This is a genomic window from Nocardioides caldifontis, from assembly GCF_008087345.1.
GTDB lineage: Bacteria > Actinomycetota > Actinomycetes > Propionibacteriales > Nocardioidaceae > Marmoricola_A > Marmoricola_A caldifontis.
In genome coordinates, this window is the sequence record NZ_VHIB01000001.1 from 251,197 (window position 1) to 267,481 (window position 16,285).

17 protein-coding genes are annotated in these 16,285 nt (G+C 73.4%); 6 read left to right on the forward strand and 11 right to left on the reverse strand.

All coding sequences use genetic code 11. The annotated features are described in order from the left end of the window. Positions 1-4: 4 nt before the first annotated feature. The gene (locus FIP57_RS09340) at positions 5-1,459 is read left to right on the forward strand and encodes an NAD-dependent succinate-semialdehyde dehydrogenase (protein WP_148573262.1); all 1,455 of its coding nucleotides are present in this window, start codon (positions 5-7) and stop codon (positions 1,457-1,459) included. Positions 1,460-1,534: 75 nt separating this feature from the next. Here the strand turns inward: FIP57_RS09340 and FIP57_RS09345 are convergent, their stop codons facing one another. Then, the gene (locus tag FIP57_RS09345) at positions 1,535-1,831 is read right to left on the reverse strand and encodes a DUF4235 domain-containing protein (protein WP_148573263.1); all 297 of its coding nucleotides are present in this window, start codon (positions 1,829-1,831) and stop codon (positions 1,535-1,537) included. 28 nt (positions 1,832-1,859) lie between these two features. Continuing rightward, complete coding sequence (locus tag FIP57_RS09350) at positions 1,860-2,450, reverse strand: TetR/AcrR family transcriptional regulator (protein ID WP_148573264.1); 591 nt, start codon at positions 2,448-2,450, stop codon at positions 1,860-1,862. Between the two features lie 79 nt (positions 2,451-2,529). On the opposite strand from FIP57_RS09350, the gene FIP57_RS09355 reads away from it, so the two are divergent. After that, positions 2,530-3,771, forward strand: a complete 1,242-nt coding sequence (locus FIP57_RS09355; RefSeq protein WP_148573265.1) for a glycosyltransferase — start codon at positions 2,530-2,532, stop codon at positions 3,769-3,771. On the opposite strand, the gene FIP57_RS09360 is transcribed toward FIP57_RS09355, so the two are convergent. From FIP57_RS09360 to FIP57_RS09370, 3 genes are read right to left on the reverse strand one after another with little or no spacing between them, the layout of a single operon-like run. Next, positions 3,756-4,229, reverse strand: coding sequence for a class I SAM-dependent methyltransferase (locus FIP57_RS09360; protein WP_162529738.1), 474 nt, complete (start codon positions 4,227-4,229; stop codon positions 3,756-3,758). The two genes, FIP57_RS09355 and FIP57_RS09360, sit on opposite strands and share 16 nt — an antisense overlap. After that, entirely contained in the window at positions 4,226-4,954 is a 729-nt protein-coding gene (locus FIP57_RS09365; protein WP_148573267.1) for a YwaF family protein, read from the reverse strand. Before FIP57_RS09365 ends, FIP57_RS09360 begins: the two co-directional genes overlap by 4 nt. A gap of 47 nt (positions 4,955-5,001) precedes the next feature. Beyond that, positions 5,002-5,550 carry a VOC family protein gene (locus FIP57_RS09370; RefSeq protein ID WP_148573268.1) on the reverse strand — a complete coding sequence of 183 codons (549 nt, stop codon included), beginning with the start codon at positions 5,548-5,550 and terminating at the stop codon, positions 5,002-5,004. A gap of 34 nt (positions 5,551-5,584) precedes the next feature. Between FIP57_RS09370 and FIP57_RS09375 the strand changes: the two genes are divergently transcribed. Further along, on the forward strand, positions 5,585-6,397 hold the full coding sequence (locus FIP57_RS09375; protein WP_148573269.1) for an AraC family transcriptional regulator: 813 nt from the start codon (positions 5,585-5,587) through the stop codon (positions 6,395-6,397). A gap of 46 nt (positions 6,398-6,443) precedes the next feature. After that, positions 6,444-6,896 (forward strand): MmcQ/YjbR family DNA-binding protein, encoded by a 453-nt coding sequence (locus tag FIP57_RS09380; protein ID WP_148573270.1) that lies wholly within the window; start codon positions 6,444-6,446, stop codon positions 6,894-6,896. A gap of 119 nt (positions 6,897-7,015) precedes the next feature. On the opposite strand, the gene FIP57_RS09385 is transcribed toward FIP57_RS09380, so the two are convergent. Next, positions 7,016-10,768 (reverse strand): SpoIIE family protein phosphatase, encoded by a 3,753-nt coding sequence (locus FIP57_RS09385; protein ID WP_148573271.1) that lies wholly within the window; start codon positions 10,766-10,768, stop codon positions 7,016-7,018. A gap of 103 nt (positions 10,769-10,871) precedes the next feature. Then, on the reverse strand, positions 10,872-11,510 hold the full coding sequence (locus tag FIP57_RS09390; protein WP_148573272.1) for a hypothetical protein: 639 nt from the start codon (positions 11,508-11,510) through the stop codon (positions 10,872-10,874). Between the two features lie 116 nt (positions 11,511-11,626). Here FIP57_RS09390 and FIP57_RS09395 point away from each other — a divergent pair, with 116 nt between their 5' ends. Continuing rightward, a complete protein-coding gene (locus FIP57_RS09395; RefSeq protein ID WP_148573273.1) occupies positions 11,627-11,938 on the forward strand; it encodes an ArsR/SmtB family transcription factor in 312 nt (103 codons plus the stop codon). After that, positions 11,938-12,462, forward strand: coding sequence for an SRPBCC family protein (locus tag FIP57_RS09400; protein ID WP_148573274.1), 525 nt, complete (start codon positions 11,938-11,940; stop codon positions 12,460-12,462). Before FIP57_RS09395 ends, FIP57_RS09400 begins: the two co-directional genes overlap by 1 nt. A gap of 1 nt (position 12,463) precedes the next feature. On the opposite strand, the gene FIP57_RS09405 is transcribed toward FIP57_RS09400, so the two are convergent. The 4 genes from FIP57_RS09405 to FIP57_RS09420 all read right to left on the reverse strand — a co-directional run bounded on the left by FIP57_RS09405 (position 12,464) and on the right by FIP57_RS09420 (position 16,256). Beyond that, complete coding sequence (locus tag FIP57_RS09405) at positions 12,464-13,003, reverse strand: dihydrofolate reductase family protein (RefSeq protein ID WP_148573275.1); 540 nt, start codon at positions 13,001-13,003, stop codon at positions 12,464-12,466. Then, on the reverse strand, positions 13,000-13,896 hold the full coding sequence (locus FIP57_RS09410; protein ID WP_148573276.1) for a helix-turn-helix domain-containing protein: 897 nt from the start codon (positions 13,894-13,896) through the stop codon (positions 13,000-13,002). Before FIP57_RS09410 ends, FIP57_RS09405 begins: the two co-directional genes overlap by 4 nt. A 77-nt stretch (positions 13,897-13,973) precedes the next feature. Next, positions 13,974-14,960, reverse strand: coding sequence for an aldo/keto reductase (locus FIP57_RS09415; RefSeq protein ID WP_148573277.1), 987 nt, complete (start codon positions 14,958-14,960; stop codon positions 13,974-13,976). Positions 14,961-15,086: 126 nt separating this feature from the next. Then, a complete protein-coding gene (locus tag FIP57_RS09420) occupies positions 15,087-16,256 on the reverse strand; it encodes an ROK family transcriptional regulator (protein WP_162529739.1) in 1,170 nt (389 codons plus the stop codon). Positions 16,257-16,285 lie beyond the last annotated feature (29 nt).

Here is a 16,285-nt window from a genome sequence, read left to right on the forward strand (position 1 = left end):
GCGCATGAACGAGCAGGAACTCCTCGGCAAGATCAACACCGGCCTCTACATCGGCGGTGAGTGGCGCGACTCCTCGGACGGGCGCACCCTCGACGTGGAGGACCCGGCGACCGGGAAGACGCTGACCAGCGTCGCCGACGCGACCGTCGAGGACGGCGCCGCGGCTCTCGACGCCGCCGTGGCCGCGCAGGCCGAGTGGGCGGCGACCCCGCCCCGCGAGCGCGGCGAGCTGCTGCGTTCCGCGTTCGACCTGATCAACGAGCGCGCCGACGAGTTCGCGCTGCTGATGACGCTGGAGATGGGCAAGCCGCTCGCGCAGTCGAAGGGCGAGGTCGCCTACGGCGGCGAGTTCTTCCGCTGGTTCTCCGAGGAGGCCGTGCGCATCGCCGGCCGCTGGTCGACCGCGCCCGACGGCAAGACCCGGCTGGTCACGATGAAGCAGCCGGTCGGCCCGACGCTGATGATCACCCCGTGGAACTTCCCGCTCGCGATGGGGACCCGCAAGATCGGCCCGGCGATCGCCGCCGGCTGCACGATGGTGATCAAGCCCGCCGGCCAGACCCCGCTGACGATGCTGGCGCTCGCCCAGCTCCTCGAGGAGGTCGGCGTCCCGAAGGGCGTCGTCAACGTCGTGACCACGAGCCGCACCGGTGACGTGATGGAGCCGATCATCGGCGACCCGCGGCTCCGGAAGCTCACCTTCACCGGCTCCACCCCGGTCGGGAAGAACCTGGTCCGCCAGTCCGCCGACCAGCTGCTCCGGGTGTCGATGGAGCTCGGCGGCAACGCGCCGTTCCTGGTCTTCGAGGACGCCGACCTCGACGCGGCGGTCGAGGGCGCGATGCTCGCGAAGATGCGCAACATGGGCGAGGCGTGCACCGCGGCCAACCGGTTCCTCGTGCACGAGTCGGTCGCCGACGAGTTCGCCCGCCGGTTCGCCGCGAAGATGGACGAGCAGGTCCTCGGCCGCGGCACCGAGGAGGGTGTGACGGTCGGCCCGCTCATCGACGACAAGCAGCTCGGGAAGGTCGCCGAGCTCGTCGACGACGCCACCTCCCGCGGCGCCTCCGTGGTGACCGGCGGCTCGAAGACCGGCGACGCCGGGTACTTCTTCCAGCCGACCGTCCTCAAGGACGTCCCCGCCGAGGCCGACCTGGTCCGCGAGGAGATCTTCGGGCCGGTCGCGCCGATCACCACGTTCTCCGAGGAGGACAAGGCGGTCCAGATGGCCAACGACACCGAGTACGGCCTCGTCGCCTACGCCTTCACCACCGACCTCGGTCGTGCGGTGCGGGTCAGCGAGTCGCTGCACTTCGGGATGGTCGGCGTCAACCAGGGGATCGTCTCGAACCCCGCCGCGCCGTTCGGTGGCGTCAAGCAGTCCGGCTTCGGCCGGGAGGGCGGCATCGAGGGGATCGAGGAGTACCTCGACGTCAAGTACGTCGGGATCGCCCCCTGACCTGACGCGCCGTGAGGGGCTGGCGTCGAGCCGCCCCTCGTGGCGCGCGGGGGGCGTTGAGCCGCCCCTCGTGGCTCAGTCGCCCGGCCACTCCCCGGTCCAGCGCTCGAACGCCCGGGCGCCGCCGCGGTTCACGATGGTGCGGACGACGGCGAAGATCGCGCCCTGGATCGCGGCGGCCGTCAGGATCTCCTTGAGCGGGTACTCGGTCTCCAGCGGCCCCGGCGGGTCGGAGGCCGGCCCGGGCGTCGCGCGCTTCCACACCTGGTCGAAGATCTTCCCGGCGATGAGCCCGGCGATGAGGCTGCTCACGAGCCCCACCGGCCGGTAGAGGACCATCGCGGACTTGCTCGTCTGCTTCTCCGGCTTCATGGGGCCACCGTTCCCCCACGTGCAGGGGTCAACCGGCTTCGACCAGCGCGGACACCAGCGCCCGCAGGTGCTCCTCCACGTGCTCGCGACCGAGCCCCTGGTCGTGGCGGAGCGACCCCCAGGTGGTCACCTCGAGCGCGGTGGTCAGCAGGGTCGCGAGCCGCTCCCGTCGTACGCCGCGCCGACGGGCGAGCTGCGGAGCGAGCACGGAGGTGACCCACTCCCGGTGAGCGGCCCGACCACCGGAGACCAGCTCGGCGAGCTCCTCGTGGCGGAGCGCGAGCGCCTGCATCCGCAGGGTCCCGTCGCCACGCTCCTCGTAGTCGGCGACCACCACCGAGACGACCGACGAGACGTCGCCGACCACGGCCCGGGATCGCACCGCCTCGATCCGGGGCGCCACTCGCTCGGCCACCCCGGTGACGTAGAGCTGCAGCTTGCTGCCGAAGTGGTTCACCACCGTCTGCTGGGAGACACCGGCGGCCTTCGCGACGTCGGCGAGCGTGACCTCGTCGTACCACCGCCCCTCGAAGGAGCGCTCGGCCGCGTCGAGGATCGACTCGCGGGTGCGGCGTACCGACTCGGCGCGAGCCGACATGTCGTAGCTGCGGCGGCCCATGGTCCCTCATTTCGTTGGGACTTGACACAAATGATTTGTGCCTCACACTAACAGAAACGTCAGCGAACCGGAGGCCGCCATGTCGCGCTTTCTCGTCTACACCGCTCCCGCGGTCGGGCACGTGCTCCCGCTCGTCCCCGGGATGCTCGAGCTGCAGCGCCGCGGCCACGCCGTGCACGTGCGCACGCTCCCCTCGCTCGTCGGGATCCTGCAGGAGCTGGGGCTCGACGCGGCCCCGGTGTCGCCCGGCGTCCTCGGGGTGACCGTCACCGACTTCGAGGCGACCACCGACGCGGAGCGGCTGGCCAAGGGGTACGTCGACCTGATGGAGCGGGGGCGCCACGACGGTCCCGACCTCGAGCGGGCGATCGCCGAGGTCCGCCCGGACGCGCTGGTCGTCGACGTGATCTCCTACGGTGCCCAGGCCCGCGCCGAGGCGTCCGGGCTGCCGTGGGCGCTGAGCATGCCGTCGCTCGCGCCGTTCCCCGGCCGTGGGATCCCGCCGTACGGGCTGGGGATGCGGCCGGCGCGCACGCCGCTCGGCCGGGTGCGCGACGCCGTGCTGTGGCCGCTGGTCGAGCGGCACTTCGGCAAGGCCATGCTGCCCGGGTGCAACGCCCTGCGGGCCGAGGCCGGGCTCGCCCCGCTCGCCTCGCCGCTGGAGCTGTACCGCGCACCGTCGCGGGTGCTGGTGATGACCGGCCCGCCGTTGGAGTACCCGCGGGACGCGGTGCCGGCGAACGTCTGCTTCGTCGGGTTCCAGCCCTGGGACGCGCCGGGGTCGGCGCCGGAGTACCTCGCCGAGCCGGGCGACCCCTGGGTGCTGGTGACCTGCTCCAGCGACTACCAGGGCGACGAGGAGCTCGCCCGGGTGGCGGTCGAGGCGCTGGCCGACGAGCCGGTGCGCGTGCTGGTGACGCTGGGCCACGCCGAAGGCGTCCCGGAGCTGCCAACGGCGCGCAACGTCCGCGTCGAGCAGTTCGTCTCCCACGGCCACGTGCTGCCGCGCGCCGCGGCGGTCGTCTGCCACGGAGGCATGGGGATCGTCGCGAAGTCGGTGGCGGCCGGAGTGCCCCTCGTGTGCGTGCCGTTCGGCCGCGACCAACCGGAGATCGCGCGGCGGGTGGCGGAGTCGGGTGCCGGCGTGGTGGTGAAGCAGAATCAGCTCCGCGCCGACCGGCTCCGCACCGCCGTACGGCGGGCGCGGGGGCTGTCGTCCGAGGCGGACCGTGCCGCGCGGGTGATGGCCGAGCACAGCGGCCCCGGGCCGCTGGCGACCGCCGTCGAGGAGCTGGTCCCGAACGGTCACCCGGTGGGGTGAGCGACCAGCGCGAGGAGCCTTCCGTCCTGGACCCGGTTCCACGTGAAACCGGCCGCCCTGAGGTGCTCCCCCACCGGACCGTCCACCCGCGGGTCGCCCGGGGTCATCAGCTCGTACCCGACGACGAACCGGCCGCCCGGGGCGAGGAGCCGTCGCACCACGGCGAGCTCCGCAGTGGCCGGCCCGGTCCAGAAGACGTTGACGTCGATCGCCAGCACCCGGTCGAACCGCTCCTCGAGCTCGAGCGTGGCGAGGGTGCTCCGGACGAAGGTGGCGGCCGGGTTCCGTGCGGCGGCCCGCCGTACGGCGGTGGCCGAGCGGTCGACGCCGACATACCGCCCGGTCGTCAGCCGCGCGCCGAGCAGCTCCGCGGCGAATCCGACCCCGCAGCCGACCTCGAGCACCGTCGAGCCCGGCTCGACGTCGAGCAACCCGACCGCCCAGGCGTGCCGGTTCACGTGCGCACGACCTCCCGGCCGCGCTGGCGGGCGGCCACCGTCCACGGCAGCGTGAGGAGGAGCGCCCACGCCACCGTGATGATCGCGATCTCGGCGACGACGTACCACGGCCACGGCCCGAGGAGATCCAGCAGCGAGGCCGACCGCGGCTTGGCGTTGAGGTAGCCGTAGTTGGTGTCGACGACGACGTTGAAGAGGAAGACGACGACCGCCCAGGCCAGCGTCGCGCCGACGGTGAACCGGTAGAGCCGCCAGGTCGGACGGACGCCGAGCCCCCAGGTCAGGTATGCCGCGGACCAGACGACCAGGAAGTGCAGCGCCCAGAAGCCGAAGTACCTCGGGTGCGGGAACCCCTCGGCCAACGACGGCGTCAGCACGCCCTGCGAGGTCAGCGTCAGCCCGACGTAGTAGGTGAACGCCGACGCCCGCGGCGACCTGGTCCAGAGCGCGACCACGGTCATCAGCGTCGCGAGGTCGCAGAGCGCGAGCGGGAGCGACGTGTCGACGTCGAAGTCCCCGGGAGTCAGCTGGTAGCCCTGCATCGCCAGCGCGACGACGGCGAGCACCACCGCCGCCGTCCGGCGCGCGGGGAGCTCGAGGGGCGTGTCCCGGTGTGCCCGCCCCCAGGCAGCCGCGACCACCAGCCCGGCGACGAAGATCCCCAGCAGCACCAGGTGCTCGCCCGAGAAGGCCTCGAAGCGGGTGGTGGCGGCGAGCGGGGTCACCCGTCCATGGTGCCCGTCCCCTCACCTGCGCGCCTGAGCACGATTGCTCAACCCAGCGACTTCGCCCACTCCGCGACCCGCGCTGCCGATTCCTCGTCGGAGAGGTCCTCGACCCGGGTCATCACCGACCAGCGGACGCCGAAGGGGTCGCGGATGCTGGCGTAGCGGTCACCGGAGACGAAGTTCGTCACCGGCTCGCGCACCGTGGCGCCGTGCTCGACGGCCCGCGCGACGACCGCGTCGACGTCGGGTCGGTACAGCCCCATCGAGTAGCAGTCGTCCTCCCCCTCCGGCTTCGGGACGAGGTGGAACGCCGGGTTCGGGTCGCCGAGCTGGAGCTGGCCCTGCCCGAGGTCGAGGACGGCGTGCGCGACGATCGTGCGGCCGTCGGGGCCGGGCATGTCCGTACGATCGACGAGCCGGGCGCCGAACACCTCGGTGTAGAAGGTGATCGCGGCCTCGGCAGGCTCGACGACGAGGAACGGTGTCAGCGAGGTCGCGGACCTCGGGGTCCCGTCGACGGTGTGCTCGCCGTTCGCCGGGGCGCGCAGCTCGGTGGCGGGCTGGGTCGTGGTCTCGGTGGTGGTCTCGGTCATGGCACGACGGTAGGAGTGGTCGGCAGGTGGGCGCTTGAACGGACGCGACAGCTCCGGCGGCTCGTCGACGCCGCGCTCCAAGGGACACCTCAACCCCGGGGAGTCGGCGCCGATCAGCCGCTACCCGGTCGAGCCCGACCTCGCGTCATACGTCCGGCACTTCTGGATCCCCGAGTGGGAGCTGCCGGAGGGTGCGTCGGTGACCGCCCGCGTGCTCGGCTACCCGACGCTCAACCTCGTCGTCGACCCCACCGGCGTCCTGGTCACCGGCCCGACCCGACGGGAGAGCCAGCGCGTGCTCTCGGGACGCGGGTGGGCGGTCGGCGTGCTGCTCCAGCCGGCGGCGACGCCGGCGCTGGGGTACGACGCGGAGCAGCTCGTCGACTCCGGGCGGCCGCTGGACGAGCCGGAGCTGCAGGGCTCCGTCGTCGCGGCGATGGACCGGCCGGGCGAGCGCGAGGGACGCCACGCCGCAGCGGTCGCGGTGATGACCGCGTGGTTGCGGGACCGGCTCGGACCGGTCACCGACCAAGGGCTGCTCGCGAACCGCGCCGTCGAGCTGGTCGAGGGCGACCCGACCTTGACGCGGGTCTCGGAGCTCACCGAGCGGCTGCACGTCTCCGGCCGGACGCTGCAGCGGGCGGTGCGGCGGTGCACCGGGTTCACGCCGGCCGAGGTGGTCCGGCGACGCAGGCTCCAGGAAGCGGCCGACCGGCTCCGCCGCGGCGAGTCGGACGACCTGTCGACGGTGGCGCAGGAGGTCGGGTACGCCGACCACGCACACATGACCCGGGACTTCCGGACCGCTCTGGAGGAGCCACCGAGCCAGTTCCGCCGCCACCGCTGACGGTCGAGCCGCCCGTCGTGGCGCGTGCCCGACCTACGATGCGGCCATGGCGCGCCCCCGGAACCGGAAGGCGAGGGTCGACGACGTCCACGAGACGGCGCTCGCGATGCCGCACGTGACGGTGGACGGTACGTCGGGGCGGCCGGTGTACCAGGTCGGCGGCAAGTCGTTCGTGTTCTTCCGGACCCGCCGTCCCGACGCGTTCGACCCGGAGACCGGCGAGCGGTACGACGACGTGATCGTGATCTGGGTGGCCGACGAGGGCGAGAAGGCGGCGCTGGTCGAGGACCCGTCGACGCCGTTCTTCACCACCCCGCACTTCGACGGCCACCCCTCCGTGCTCCTGCGCGGGTCCCGGATCGGTGAGGTCACCCGCAACGAGGTCGTCGAGCTCGTCCAGGACGCGTGGCTCTCCCGCGCCTCCGCGCGTCGCGCCCGCCAGTGGCTGGAGTCGCTCGACCCGGAGGACCCTCGGTTCGTGCCGCCCGTACGACGCTGAGCCGCACCACGAGGGGCGGCTCAACAGTCCCGACGCGCGCCACGAAGGGCGGCTCAACACACCCCAGCGCGCGCCACGAAGGGCGGCTCAACACACCCCAGCGCGCGCCACCAGGGACGTCAGGTGTCGGCGAGGGACTTCGAGAACCACACCGACTTGCCGCTCCCGGTCGCCCGGGAGCCCCACCGGTCGGCGAGGACGGAGACGATGTGCAGCCCGCGGCCGTGCTCGTCGTCGTCGGCGGCCCTGCGCCGGCGGGGCCGGTAGACGGCGCGGTCCTGCACCTCGAAGACGATCTCGCTGCCGGTCCGCCGCAGCCGCAGGTCGATCGGGGCGCGGCCGTGCATGAGGGCGTTGGTGACCAGCTCGCTCGCCATCAGGACCACCTCGTCACAGATCTCCTCGGCCACCCTCCACGCCTGGAGGTGGGTGAGGACCATCCGGCGCGCCTCGGCCACCGCCCGCTCGCCGCCGGCCAGCCGGTGGCTGACCGCGGCCTCGAACGGCTCCGCGTCGACCCGGGCGATGAGGATCGCGATGTCGTCCTCGTGCCCCTCGGGGAGCAGCGAGGCGACCAGCTGCTCGGGCAGCCCGTCGAGCGTCGAGGACGAGTGCCGCTGCAGCTGGGTGGCGAGGGCGTCGATGCCGACGTCGATGTCGCGGGTGCGGCGCTCGACCAGCCCGTCGGTGTAGAGCGCGACCGTCGAGCCGCGGTGGAGCCGGACGCTCTCGGTGCGCATCCCGAAGTACCCCGCCCCCAGCGGCGGTCCGGCGGCCGCGAGCCGGACGGGCGGCTCGTCGGGGTTGACCAGCAGCGCCGGAAGGTGGCCGGCGTTGGCGTAGCGGAGCGTCTGGTCGGTCGAGTCGAAGACCGCGTAGAAGCAGGTGACGATCTGGTCGCCGCCCATGTCCTGGACGATGCCGTCGAGGTACTCGAGCATCTCGGCCGGCGGCAGGTCGAGCTTGGAGAAGGCCCGGATCGCCGACCGGAGCTGCCCCATCCCGGCGGCGGCGCTGACCCCGCGCCCCATCACGTCGCCGACGACGAGCGCGGTGCGGCCGGCGCCGAGCTCGATGATGTCGTACCAGTCGCCGCCGACCTGGGTGCCCTGGACGCCGGCGCGGTAGTACGTCGCCACCTCGAGGTGCTCGACGTCGAACGACCGCTCCGGCAGCAGGCTGCGCTGGAGGGCGTCGGCGATCAGGTGCTCGCGCTCGGCCGCCTGCTGACGGGCGGACGCCTCGGCGAGCGCCTGCTCGGTGCGCCGCTGCTCGGTGATGTCCTGGACCGACCCGCGGAGCACCACCGGCCGGCCGCCCACCACCTCGGTCACCTCGCCGCGGACGGTGAGCAACCGTTGCCACCCGGAGGGCGTGACGAGGCGGGCCTCGTACTCGATCAGGGTGTCGGGGCCGGCGCCCACGAGCGAGTGGCGGACCAGCTCCTGGTCCTCCTCGTGCACCAGCCGGCCGACGACGGCCTCCCAGTCCAGCGGCCCGTCCTGCTCGACCTCGAGCAGCCGCGCGAGCTCGTCGGAGACCACCATCTCGCCGGTGCGCAGGTCGATCTCCCAGCTCCCGACCCGGGCGAGCCGCTGGGCCTGGTCCAGCAGCTCCTGGCTGCGCTCGAGCGTCGACCGCACCCGGCGCACCTTGTCGAGCTCGAGGTTGACCCGCACCCGGGCGAGCAGCTCGCGGGCCGAGAACGGCTTGACCAGGTAGTCGTCGGCGCCGGCCTCGAGCCCCTCGACCGTGCCCTCCTCGCCGGCCCGGGCGGACAGCATGATCACCGGCACCCCCGTCGTCGCCGGGTCGGCGTGCAGCCGCTCGAGCAGCCCGAACCCGTCGAGCCGCGGCATCATCACGTCGGTCAGCACCAGGTCGGGGCGGACGACGGCGACCTTCTCGAGAGCGTCGACCCCGTCCTCGGCGGTCGCCACGTCGTAGTCGTCGGCGAGCAACGAGGCGACGTACTCCCGCATGTCGGGGTTGTCGTCGACGACCAGCACCGTCGGGCGGTCGCCGTGCTCGACCGGGCCGAGGACGTCCGCGTCGTCGCTCTCCTCGAGCCACCGCATCGCCTCGGAGACGAAGCCCCGCGCCTGCTGGGCCGCTTCGGTGCCCTCCACGCCCGCCTGTGCGGGCGCCTCGGCCACCAGCTCCGCGGGCAGGTGGGTGCTGCCGAGCGGCAGCCGGACCGTGAACGTGGTGCCCTCGCCCTGGGTGCTCTCCGCGCCGACCGTGCCGCCGTGCAGCGCGACGAGCTCGGCGACCAGCGCGAGCCCGATGCCGGACCCCTCGTGGGTCCGCGAGCGCGCGCCCGGGACCCGGTGGAACCGCTCGAAGAGGTGCGGCAGCTCGGCCTCGGGGATCCCGACGCCGGTGTCGGCGACGGTCAGCTCCGCCTCGCCGTCGACGTCGCGGAGCCGGACGGTGATCGAGCCGTCGAAGGTGAACTTCAGCGCGTTCGAGACGAGGTTGAGCACGATCTTGGCCCAGTGCTCGGCGTCGACGTACGGCCGGCTCGGCAGCGGCGGGCAGTCGATCTCCAGGCGGATCCCGGCCCGGGCCGCCGCGGAGTCGAACATCGTGGCCAGCTCGGTGGTGTACTTCGCGAGGTCGAGCTGCTCGAAGCGGCCGGTGACCTTCCCGGACTCGAGCCGGGAGAAGTCGAGCAGGCTGTTGACGAGGCGGAGCAGCCGCTGGCCGTTGCGGTGGATCACCTCGACCCGCTCGCGCTGCCGCGGCGGGAGCGGCTCGGCGTCGTCGGCGAGCGCGTCCTCGGCGGGGCCGAGCAGCAGCGTCAGCGGGGTGCGGAACTCGTGGCTGACGTTGGTGAAGAAGTCGGTCTTCGCCCGGTCGAGCTGGGCGAGGGTCTCCGCCCGTTGCCGCTCGAACTCGAAGGCCCGCGCGTCGGTCAGCGCGGCCGCGAGGTGGCCGGCGATCAGCTCGACGAACCCCTCGTAGCCGTCGTCGAGCGCGCGGTAGGGGTTGAGCCCCACGACCAGGAAGCCGTACGGCGACGCCTGCGCGGCCTGGGCCAGCGGCACGACGATCGCCTGGGTCGGCGGTTCGCTCCACGCGCCGGTCGGCAACGACCCGAACCGGGAGCGGAGCTCGTCGACCACCACGCTCTGCGACCCGGCCGCCGGCGTCACCGGCCAGGCACCGTCGGAGTCGAGGCTCAGCGTCGTCGGCGCCGCCTCGTGGTGGCTGTCGGTGAAGCCCGTCGTCCCGACCCGCACCGCGGTCCGCCCGTCGGGCTCGAAGCGGTAGATCAGCGTGAACGGCAGCGACTCAGGGTTGTGCGCCAACGTGTCGCAGACCGAGGCGATCGTCTCGGCCTCGGTGAGCCCGCTGCGGCGGGTGCCGAGGTCACGGAGCGTCGTCATCCGGCGCGCGGAGATGACCTGCTCGGTGTCCTCCTTGACCACGCAGAGCATCCCGGCGATCGAGCCGTCGTCCGCGGCCAGGGGGCTGTAGGAGAAGGTGTGGTAGGTCTCCTCGAGGTAGCCGCTGCGCTCCAGGAACAGCTGGAGGTTCTCGTCCCAGGTGGCCTCACCGGTGGTCATCACCCGGTCGATGCGCGGGCCGATGTCGGGCCAGATCTCCGACCAGACCTCGGAGGCGGGGCGGCCGAGCGCCCACGGGTACTTCGAGCCGAGCGTGTCGCGGCGGTAGGCGTCGTTGCAGAAGAACGTCAGCTCGGGGCCCCACGCCATCCACATCGAGAACTTCGACGTGAGCAGGATCCGCACCGAGTTCTGCAGCGCCTGGGGCCACTTCTCGGGAGGCCCCATGGGGGTGGCGTCCCAGTCGACGGCCAGGTGGTCAGCTCCGATGCGGCCACGGCCCTCGAGGAATCTGCGCATCTCCGTCCCGTCCACGTCGCGGTGCCACGGGCCGCCTCGTGACCGGCCTCGGGGCGAGGATATCCGGGCTCACCACTCGACGATCCCGCAAGTCGGCGGGTGTTCACGGGGTGGGCGGCACCCTGCGGACGACGGTTCCGTCCCCGGCGAACGACACGTATCCCGACTGCCCGACGTCGGCGGTCGCGTAGCCCCACAGGAAGGCGCCCTCCTCGTCGGGTGCGCGCACGATGACGTACGCCGTCGTGGGGTCCTCGACCAGGGCCAGCGCCTCGCCGAGCGCCCTCGTCACCAGCTCCGGGTCGAGGGCGGCGAGGTCGATCACGGGGCCCTGCACGAGCTGCTCGTACTCCTGGGCGCCGAGGCTGCCGTTCCAGTAGTACGACCGCGACCGGTCGGGTGCTCCGGGGACGGGCAGGTCGAGCACGGCGTACTCCGGGTAGAGCACCACGCGGTGCGCCTCCGTCGATCCCGTCTCCTCGGCGACCACCTCGACCAGCTCGGCCAGCCCGCGCGCGGACTGGACGTCGGGAGGTACGACGGGCTCCTCTCCGCCGAAGGCCAGCCCGCCCGGGTCCCGGGGCCGGTCGGCGTCGCCGTCGCGGCCGGCGAGCACGCCGCCGACGATCGACCCGATGGTGACCAGCACGACCGCCGCGGGCAGCACCAGCCACTGCCAGGGTCCTCGCAGCGGACGGCCCACCGGACCGGCCTCGCGGTCCCGCACCCCCGGATCGTCCACGGCGGCCTCCTGTCGGCCGTCATCCTGGCAGCGCCGGCCCGGGTTGACCCGGGCCTTTCGGACCACGCGGCACGCATGCCTTGACAGGCATATGTCGTGACCGACATATTGGCGGGGTGGAGCAGCTCTGGAACGCCCTCGCCGACCGCAACCGGCGCGCGGTCCTCGACGCGCTCGCCGAGGGGGAGCTCTCGGTGGGCGAGCTCGTCGAGCGGCTGGGGATGAGCCAGCCGCGCACGTCGAAGCACCTCCGGGTGCTCCGCGAGGCGGGGCTGGTGCGGGTGCAGACCCAGGGGCCGCGCCGGCTCTACCGGGTCGAGCCGAGACCGATGGCCGAGCTCGACGCCTGGCTGGCGCCGTACCGCCGGATGTGGAACCGCAGCCTCGACCGGCTGGGCGAGCAGCTGGACCGTGAGGAGGAGGACTGATGCAGGTCACCGACGAGGGCACGTACGTCGAGGTGGACGGCCGGCCGGCCGTGCGGTTCGAGCGGATCTACCCGCACCCCGTCGAGCGGGTGTGGCGCGCGGTCACCGACCCCGACGAGCTCCGCGGATGGTTCCCCTCGCCGGAGGTGACGATCGAGCCGCGCGAGGGCGGGACGATCACGATGGCCGGCGACCCCTACGCACCCGAGGCGAGCACGTCGCGCGTCCTGGTGTGGGACCCGCCGTCGCGGTTCTCCTTCGAGTGGGACGGTGACGAGCTGCACCTGACGTTGGCCCCTCACGAGGACGGCTGCCGGCTCACCTTCGTCAACGTGCTGGCGACCGAAGGGTCGGCCGCCCGCAACGCCGCCGGCTGGGAGGTCTGCCTGCGCTCGCTCGGCGAGGTGCTCGCGGGACGGCCGGGCGGCGACCAGCACGGGTCGATGGAGGAGTTCCGACCGATGCTGGAGAGGTACAAGGCGGCCGGGATGCCCGACGACGGGTGGCTCCCCGAGGAGCCGTAGGTCAACGAGGGCCGACGACCTCGTACCTCGCACAGAGGAAGGCGCCGTTCCGGTCGAACTCCTTCAGCCGTAGGTCGAACGGCGCGGTGAACAGCGGGCGGCCCGCTCCGAGGAACACCGGTGCGATCGACACGACCACCTCGTCGAGCAGCCCCTCGGCGGCGAAGTCCGCGGCGAGCCCGCCCCCGCCGACCATCCACAGGTCCTTGCCCGCGGCCGCGGCGACCATCTCGTCGTACACCTCCTTGACGGGGGCGGAGGTGAACCGGATCCCGTCGCCGATCGGCGTGAGCTCGCGGTGGGTGAAGACCCAGGCCGGCTGCGTGTAGGACCACGCCTCGCCGGTGCGGGTGAGGTGGTCGACGATCCACTCGTACGTCGTCGCGCCCATCGCGATCGCCCCGATGCCGGCCATGAACTCCTCGAAGCCGAACGGCCCGGAGTCGTCGTGCTCCTGGACGAACAGCCACTCGAGCGAGTCGTGCTCGTCGGCGAGGAAGCCGTCCAGCGTGGTGGCGGTGTTGAAGGTCATCCGGGTCATGACTCCTCCTCGAGTCGTCGGCGCAGCCATAGGATCGGGTCGCCCTCGCCGGGCGGGCGGCCGAGCAGCTGCCGGGCCAGCTCGCGGCGGTGGGCGGAGTAGGTGATCACGTGGGCGAGGACGCTGCCGAGCACGAAGCTCTCGGGCGGGTCGCAGAGCGCGTCGACGAGCCGGTCCTGCCAGGCACCGCGCCGCTCGACGTCGCGGACCATCGCCAGCCAGCGCGGCGCGACGGCGTCGTGGCGGTCGAGCAGCGAGACGACGTCGCGCGGCCGGGACGGGGGGACGTCCTCGCCCTCGATCGAGGCGAGCCAGACCTCCTTGGAGAACACGAGGTGCTCGAGGAGCTGGCCGAGCGTCTCGTCCGGGCCGTCCCAGGTGAGGATCGTGTGCTCGGGGAGGCGGACCCGTTCGAGCTCCTCGTCCGGCACCCCCTTGGCCGCCTCGAGGAGCGCCCGGGTGTCGTCGAGGTCGTGGTGGACCATCAACGCGGTGACGTCGCCGCCGGCCGGGCGGGAGCCGCTCTCCACCCACAGCGACATCGGCGGGTGGAAGTGGATGCCGTTGGGCGCCGGCAACCAGTGGCCGGCCGGGCGCTGGCTCGGCGGCTGCCCGAACGCCTTCGCGAACGCCCGGGTGAACCCCTCCACCGAGTCGTAGCCCGCCTCGAACGCCGCGTCGGTCACCGACGCGCCCCGGCGCAGCCGCCACGCCGCCCGCTCGAGCATCACACGGCGGCGCATCGCCACCGGCGGCTCGCCCGCGTGGCGGCTCAGCTCGCGGCTGAAGTGGTACGGCGAGGCGTAGGCACCCCCGGCCATCTCGGCCAGCGAGCCGTGCTCCTCGTCGAGCACGGCGTCGAGCAGCTCACGGAGCCGGTCGCGTCCTGTCATGACGCCAGTCTCGACCCGCCCGGCCTCCCTGCGCCCGACCGTTCTTGCTGTTCGATGGTTGAGCCTGTCGAGACCGCTCACCACCTGCCGTGCACGTGCTCCCGGACCTCCTCGTCGTAGACCGCCCGCAGCGCCTCCTGCTGCTCACCCGTCAACGGCGGCAGCGAGGCGGCGCCGGCGTTGCCCCGGGCCTGCTCGGGGTTGCGGGCGCCCGGGATCACGGTGCTCACGCCCGGCTGGTCGACGACCCACCGCAGGGCCAGCTGGGCGGTGGTCGCGCCCTCCGGGGTCAGCCCGGCGACCCGTCGCGCCGCCCGGACGCCGACCTCGAACGGCACCCCGGCGAACGTCTCGCCGACGTCGAACGCCTCCCCGCGCCGGTTGAAGGTGCGGTGGTCGTCGGCGGCGAACGTCGTGCTCTCGTCGTACTTCCCGGAGAGCAGGCCGCTGGCGAGCGGCACCCGCGCGATGATCCCGACGCCGGCCTCCCGGGCGGCCGGGAGCACCTGCTCGAGCGGCTTGCGGCGGAAGACGTTGAGGATGATCTGGACGGTGGCGACGCCGGGGCGCCGGATCGCGCGGAGCGCCTGGTCGGCGGTCTCGACGGAGACGCCGTACGCCGCGACCGCACCCTCGTCGACGAGCGTGTCGAGGGCGTCGTAGAACCGGTCGTCGTCGTACACCGCGTCGGGCGGACAGTGGAGCTGGACGAGGTCGAGCCGGTCGGTGCCGAGGTTGCGTCGGGACCGGTCGGTCCACTCCCGGAACGCGTCGAGGGTGTACCCCTCGGCCACGAACGGGTCGGCCCGGCGCCCCATCTTCGTGGCGACGGTGAGCCCCTCGGTCCCGCGCTCCCGGAGGAACCGGCTGATCAGCTGCTCGCTGCGCCCGTCGCCGTACACGTCAGCGGTGTCGAGGAAGGTCACCCCGCTGTCGACCGCCGCCTGCAGCACGGCGAGCGCGTCGTCCTCCGACACCTCGCCCCAGTCCGCGCCCAGCTGCCAGCAGCCCAGCCCGATCACCGACACCTCGCGGCCCGTCCGGCCGAGCGTCCTCGTCTCCATCACGTCCTCACCCTCTCCGTCACGACCGACCCGAATCCCTTCCAAGGTGGTTGAGCCTGTCGGAACCACTCCTCGGTGCCCGGGTGGTTCCGACAAGCTCGACCACCCATGCGAGCTCGACCACCCTCATCCCGCCCGCGCCTCGTCCAGCGCGAGCAGCACCGCTCCCCGGACCGCCGCGTCGGCGCCGAGCGCGCCGGCCTCGATCCGGGTCCGGTGGCCGCCGATCTCGCGGCTCCGCACCGCCTCCTCCAGCGACGTCCGGAGCGCAGCCGGTCCCGGCACCAGCGAGCCCGACAGGACGAGCAGCCGCGGCGAGGTCAGCGCGACCAGCCAGGACGCGGCGGTGCCGAGCACCTGGCCCGCCTCGCCGGCCGCCGCCGCGACCGCCGGGTCGTCCACGTCGGCGAGCGCCACGAAGGTCGGCTCCCCCGTGCGGCGGCGCACCCGGTGGCCGGTCGCCCGCTCCACCGCCCGTCGTACGGCGGGGCCGGAGGCGAGCGTCTCCACGCATCCCCGGCGACCGCAGCCGCACCGCTCGGTCGCCCCGGGCCAGGCGCAGTGGCCGAGCTCCCCGGCCGTCCCGTCCGCCCCGTCGAGCAGCCGACCGCGCTCCACGACCGCGGCGCCGACCCCCTCGTCCTCGAAGAGCAGCACCACGTCGTCCTCGCCGACCGCCACTCCCTCGCGGTGCTCGGCGACCATCGAGCACTGGGCGGCGCCGCGCACCACCACCGGCACCGAGCGGAGCCGCCGCCCGACGAGCTCGGCGACCGGCACGTCGCGCCAGCCGAGGTTCGGCGCGAGCACGCAGGTCCCGGTCGCCGGCTGCACCAGCCCGGTCACGCTGATCCCGACCGCCCGGAGCCGGCGCAGCCCACCGCGCCGCCGGAGGAGCTCCTGGAGCGCCGTGCACACCCGGTCGACGACCACCTCGGGCGTCCGCCCGGAGCGGCGTACCTCGAGGTCGACCGGCTCCACCGTGCTGCCCAGGGCGTCGGCGAGCACCACCCTCGTCCGCCCGACACCGAGCTCGACACCGGCCACGAAGGCCCGGTCCGCGGCGTACTCCAACCGCGTCGCCGGTCGGCCTCCCCCGGGCTCGGGGTCGCCCCGGCCGAGCTCGCGCACGACGCCGTCGGCGAGCAGGGACGCCACGATCGTCGAGACCGTCTGCTTCGACAGCCCGGTCCGGCGGGCGAGCTCGGCGCGCGAGGTCGGCCCCGCGACGCGCAGCTGCTGCACGACGAGCGTCGTGTTCGCCTCCCGGAGGGAGCTCGAGCCTTGACCGGCCACGAGGCGCGAGCGTACGTTGACCGGGCTAG

Bases quoted from the DNA above. Each gene is read 5' to 3' on its own strand.
- FIP57_RS09340 (WP_148573262.1), top strand. From the start codon at position 5: ATGAACGAGCAGGAACTCCTCGGCAAGATCAACACCGGCCTCTACATC.
- FIP57_RS09345 (WP_148573263.1), bottom strand. From the start codon at position 1,831: ATGAAGCCGGAGAAGCAGACGAGCAAGTCCGCGATGGTCCTCTACCGG.
- FIP57_RS09350 (WP_148573264.1), bottom strand. From the start codon at position 2,450: ATGGGCCGCCGCAGCTACGACATGTCGGCTCGCGCCGAGTCGGTACGC.
- FIP57_RS09355 (WP_148573265.1), top strand. From the start codon at position 2,530: ATGTCGCGCTTTCTCGTCTACACCGCTCCCGCGGTCGGGCACGTGCTC.
- FIP57_RS09370 (WP_148573268.1), bottom strand. From the start codon at position 5,550: ATGACCGAGACCACCACCGAGACCACGACCCAGCCCGCCACCGAGCTG.
- FIP57_RS09380 (WP_148573270.1), top strand. From the start codon at position 6,444: ATGGCGCGCCCCCGGAACCGGAAGGCGAGGGTCGACGACGTCCACGAG.
- FIP57_RS09385 (WP_148573271.1), bottom strand. From the start codon at position 10,768: ATGCGCAGATTCCTCGAGGGCCGTGGCCGCATCGGAGCTGACCACCTG.
- FIP57_RS09400 (WP_148573274.1), top strand. From the start codon at position 11,938: ATGCAGGTCACCGACGAGGGCACGTACGTCGAGGTGGACGGCCGGCCG.
- FIP57_RS09405 (WP_148573275.1), bottom strand. From the start codon at position 13,003: ATGACCCGGATGACCTTCAACACCGCCACCACGCTGGACGGCTTCCTC.
- FIP57_RS09410 (WP_148573276.1), bottom strand. From the start codon at position 13,896: ATGACAGGACGCGACCGGCTCCGTGAGCTGCTCGACGCCGTGCTCGAC.
- FIP57_RS09415 (WP_148573277.1), bottom strand. From the start codon at position 14,960: ATGGAGACGAGGACGCTCGGCCGGACGGGCCGCGAGGTGTCGGTGATC.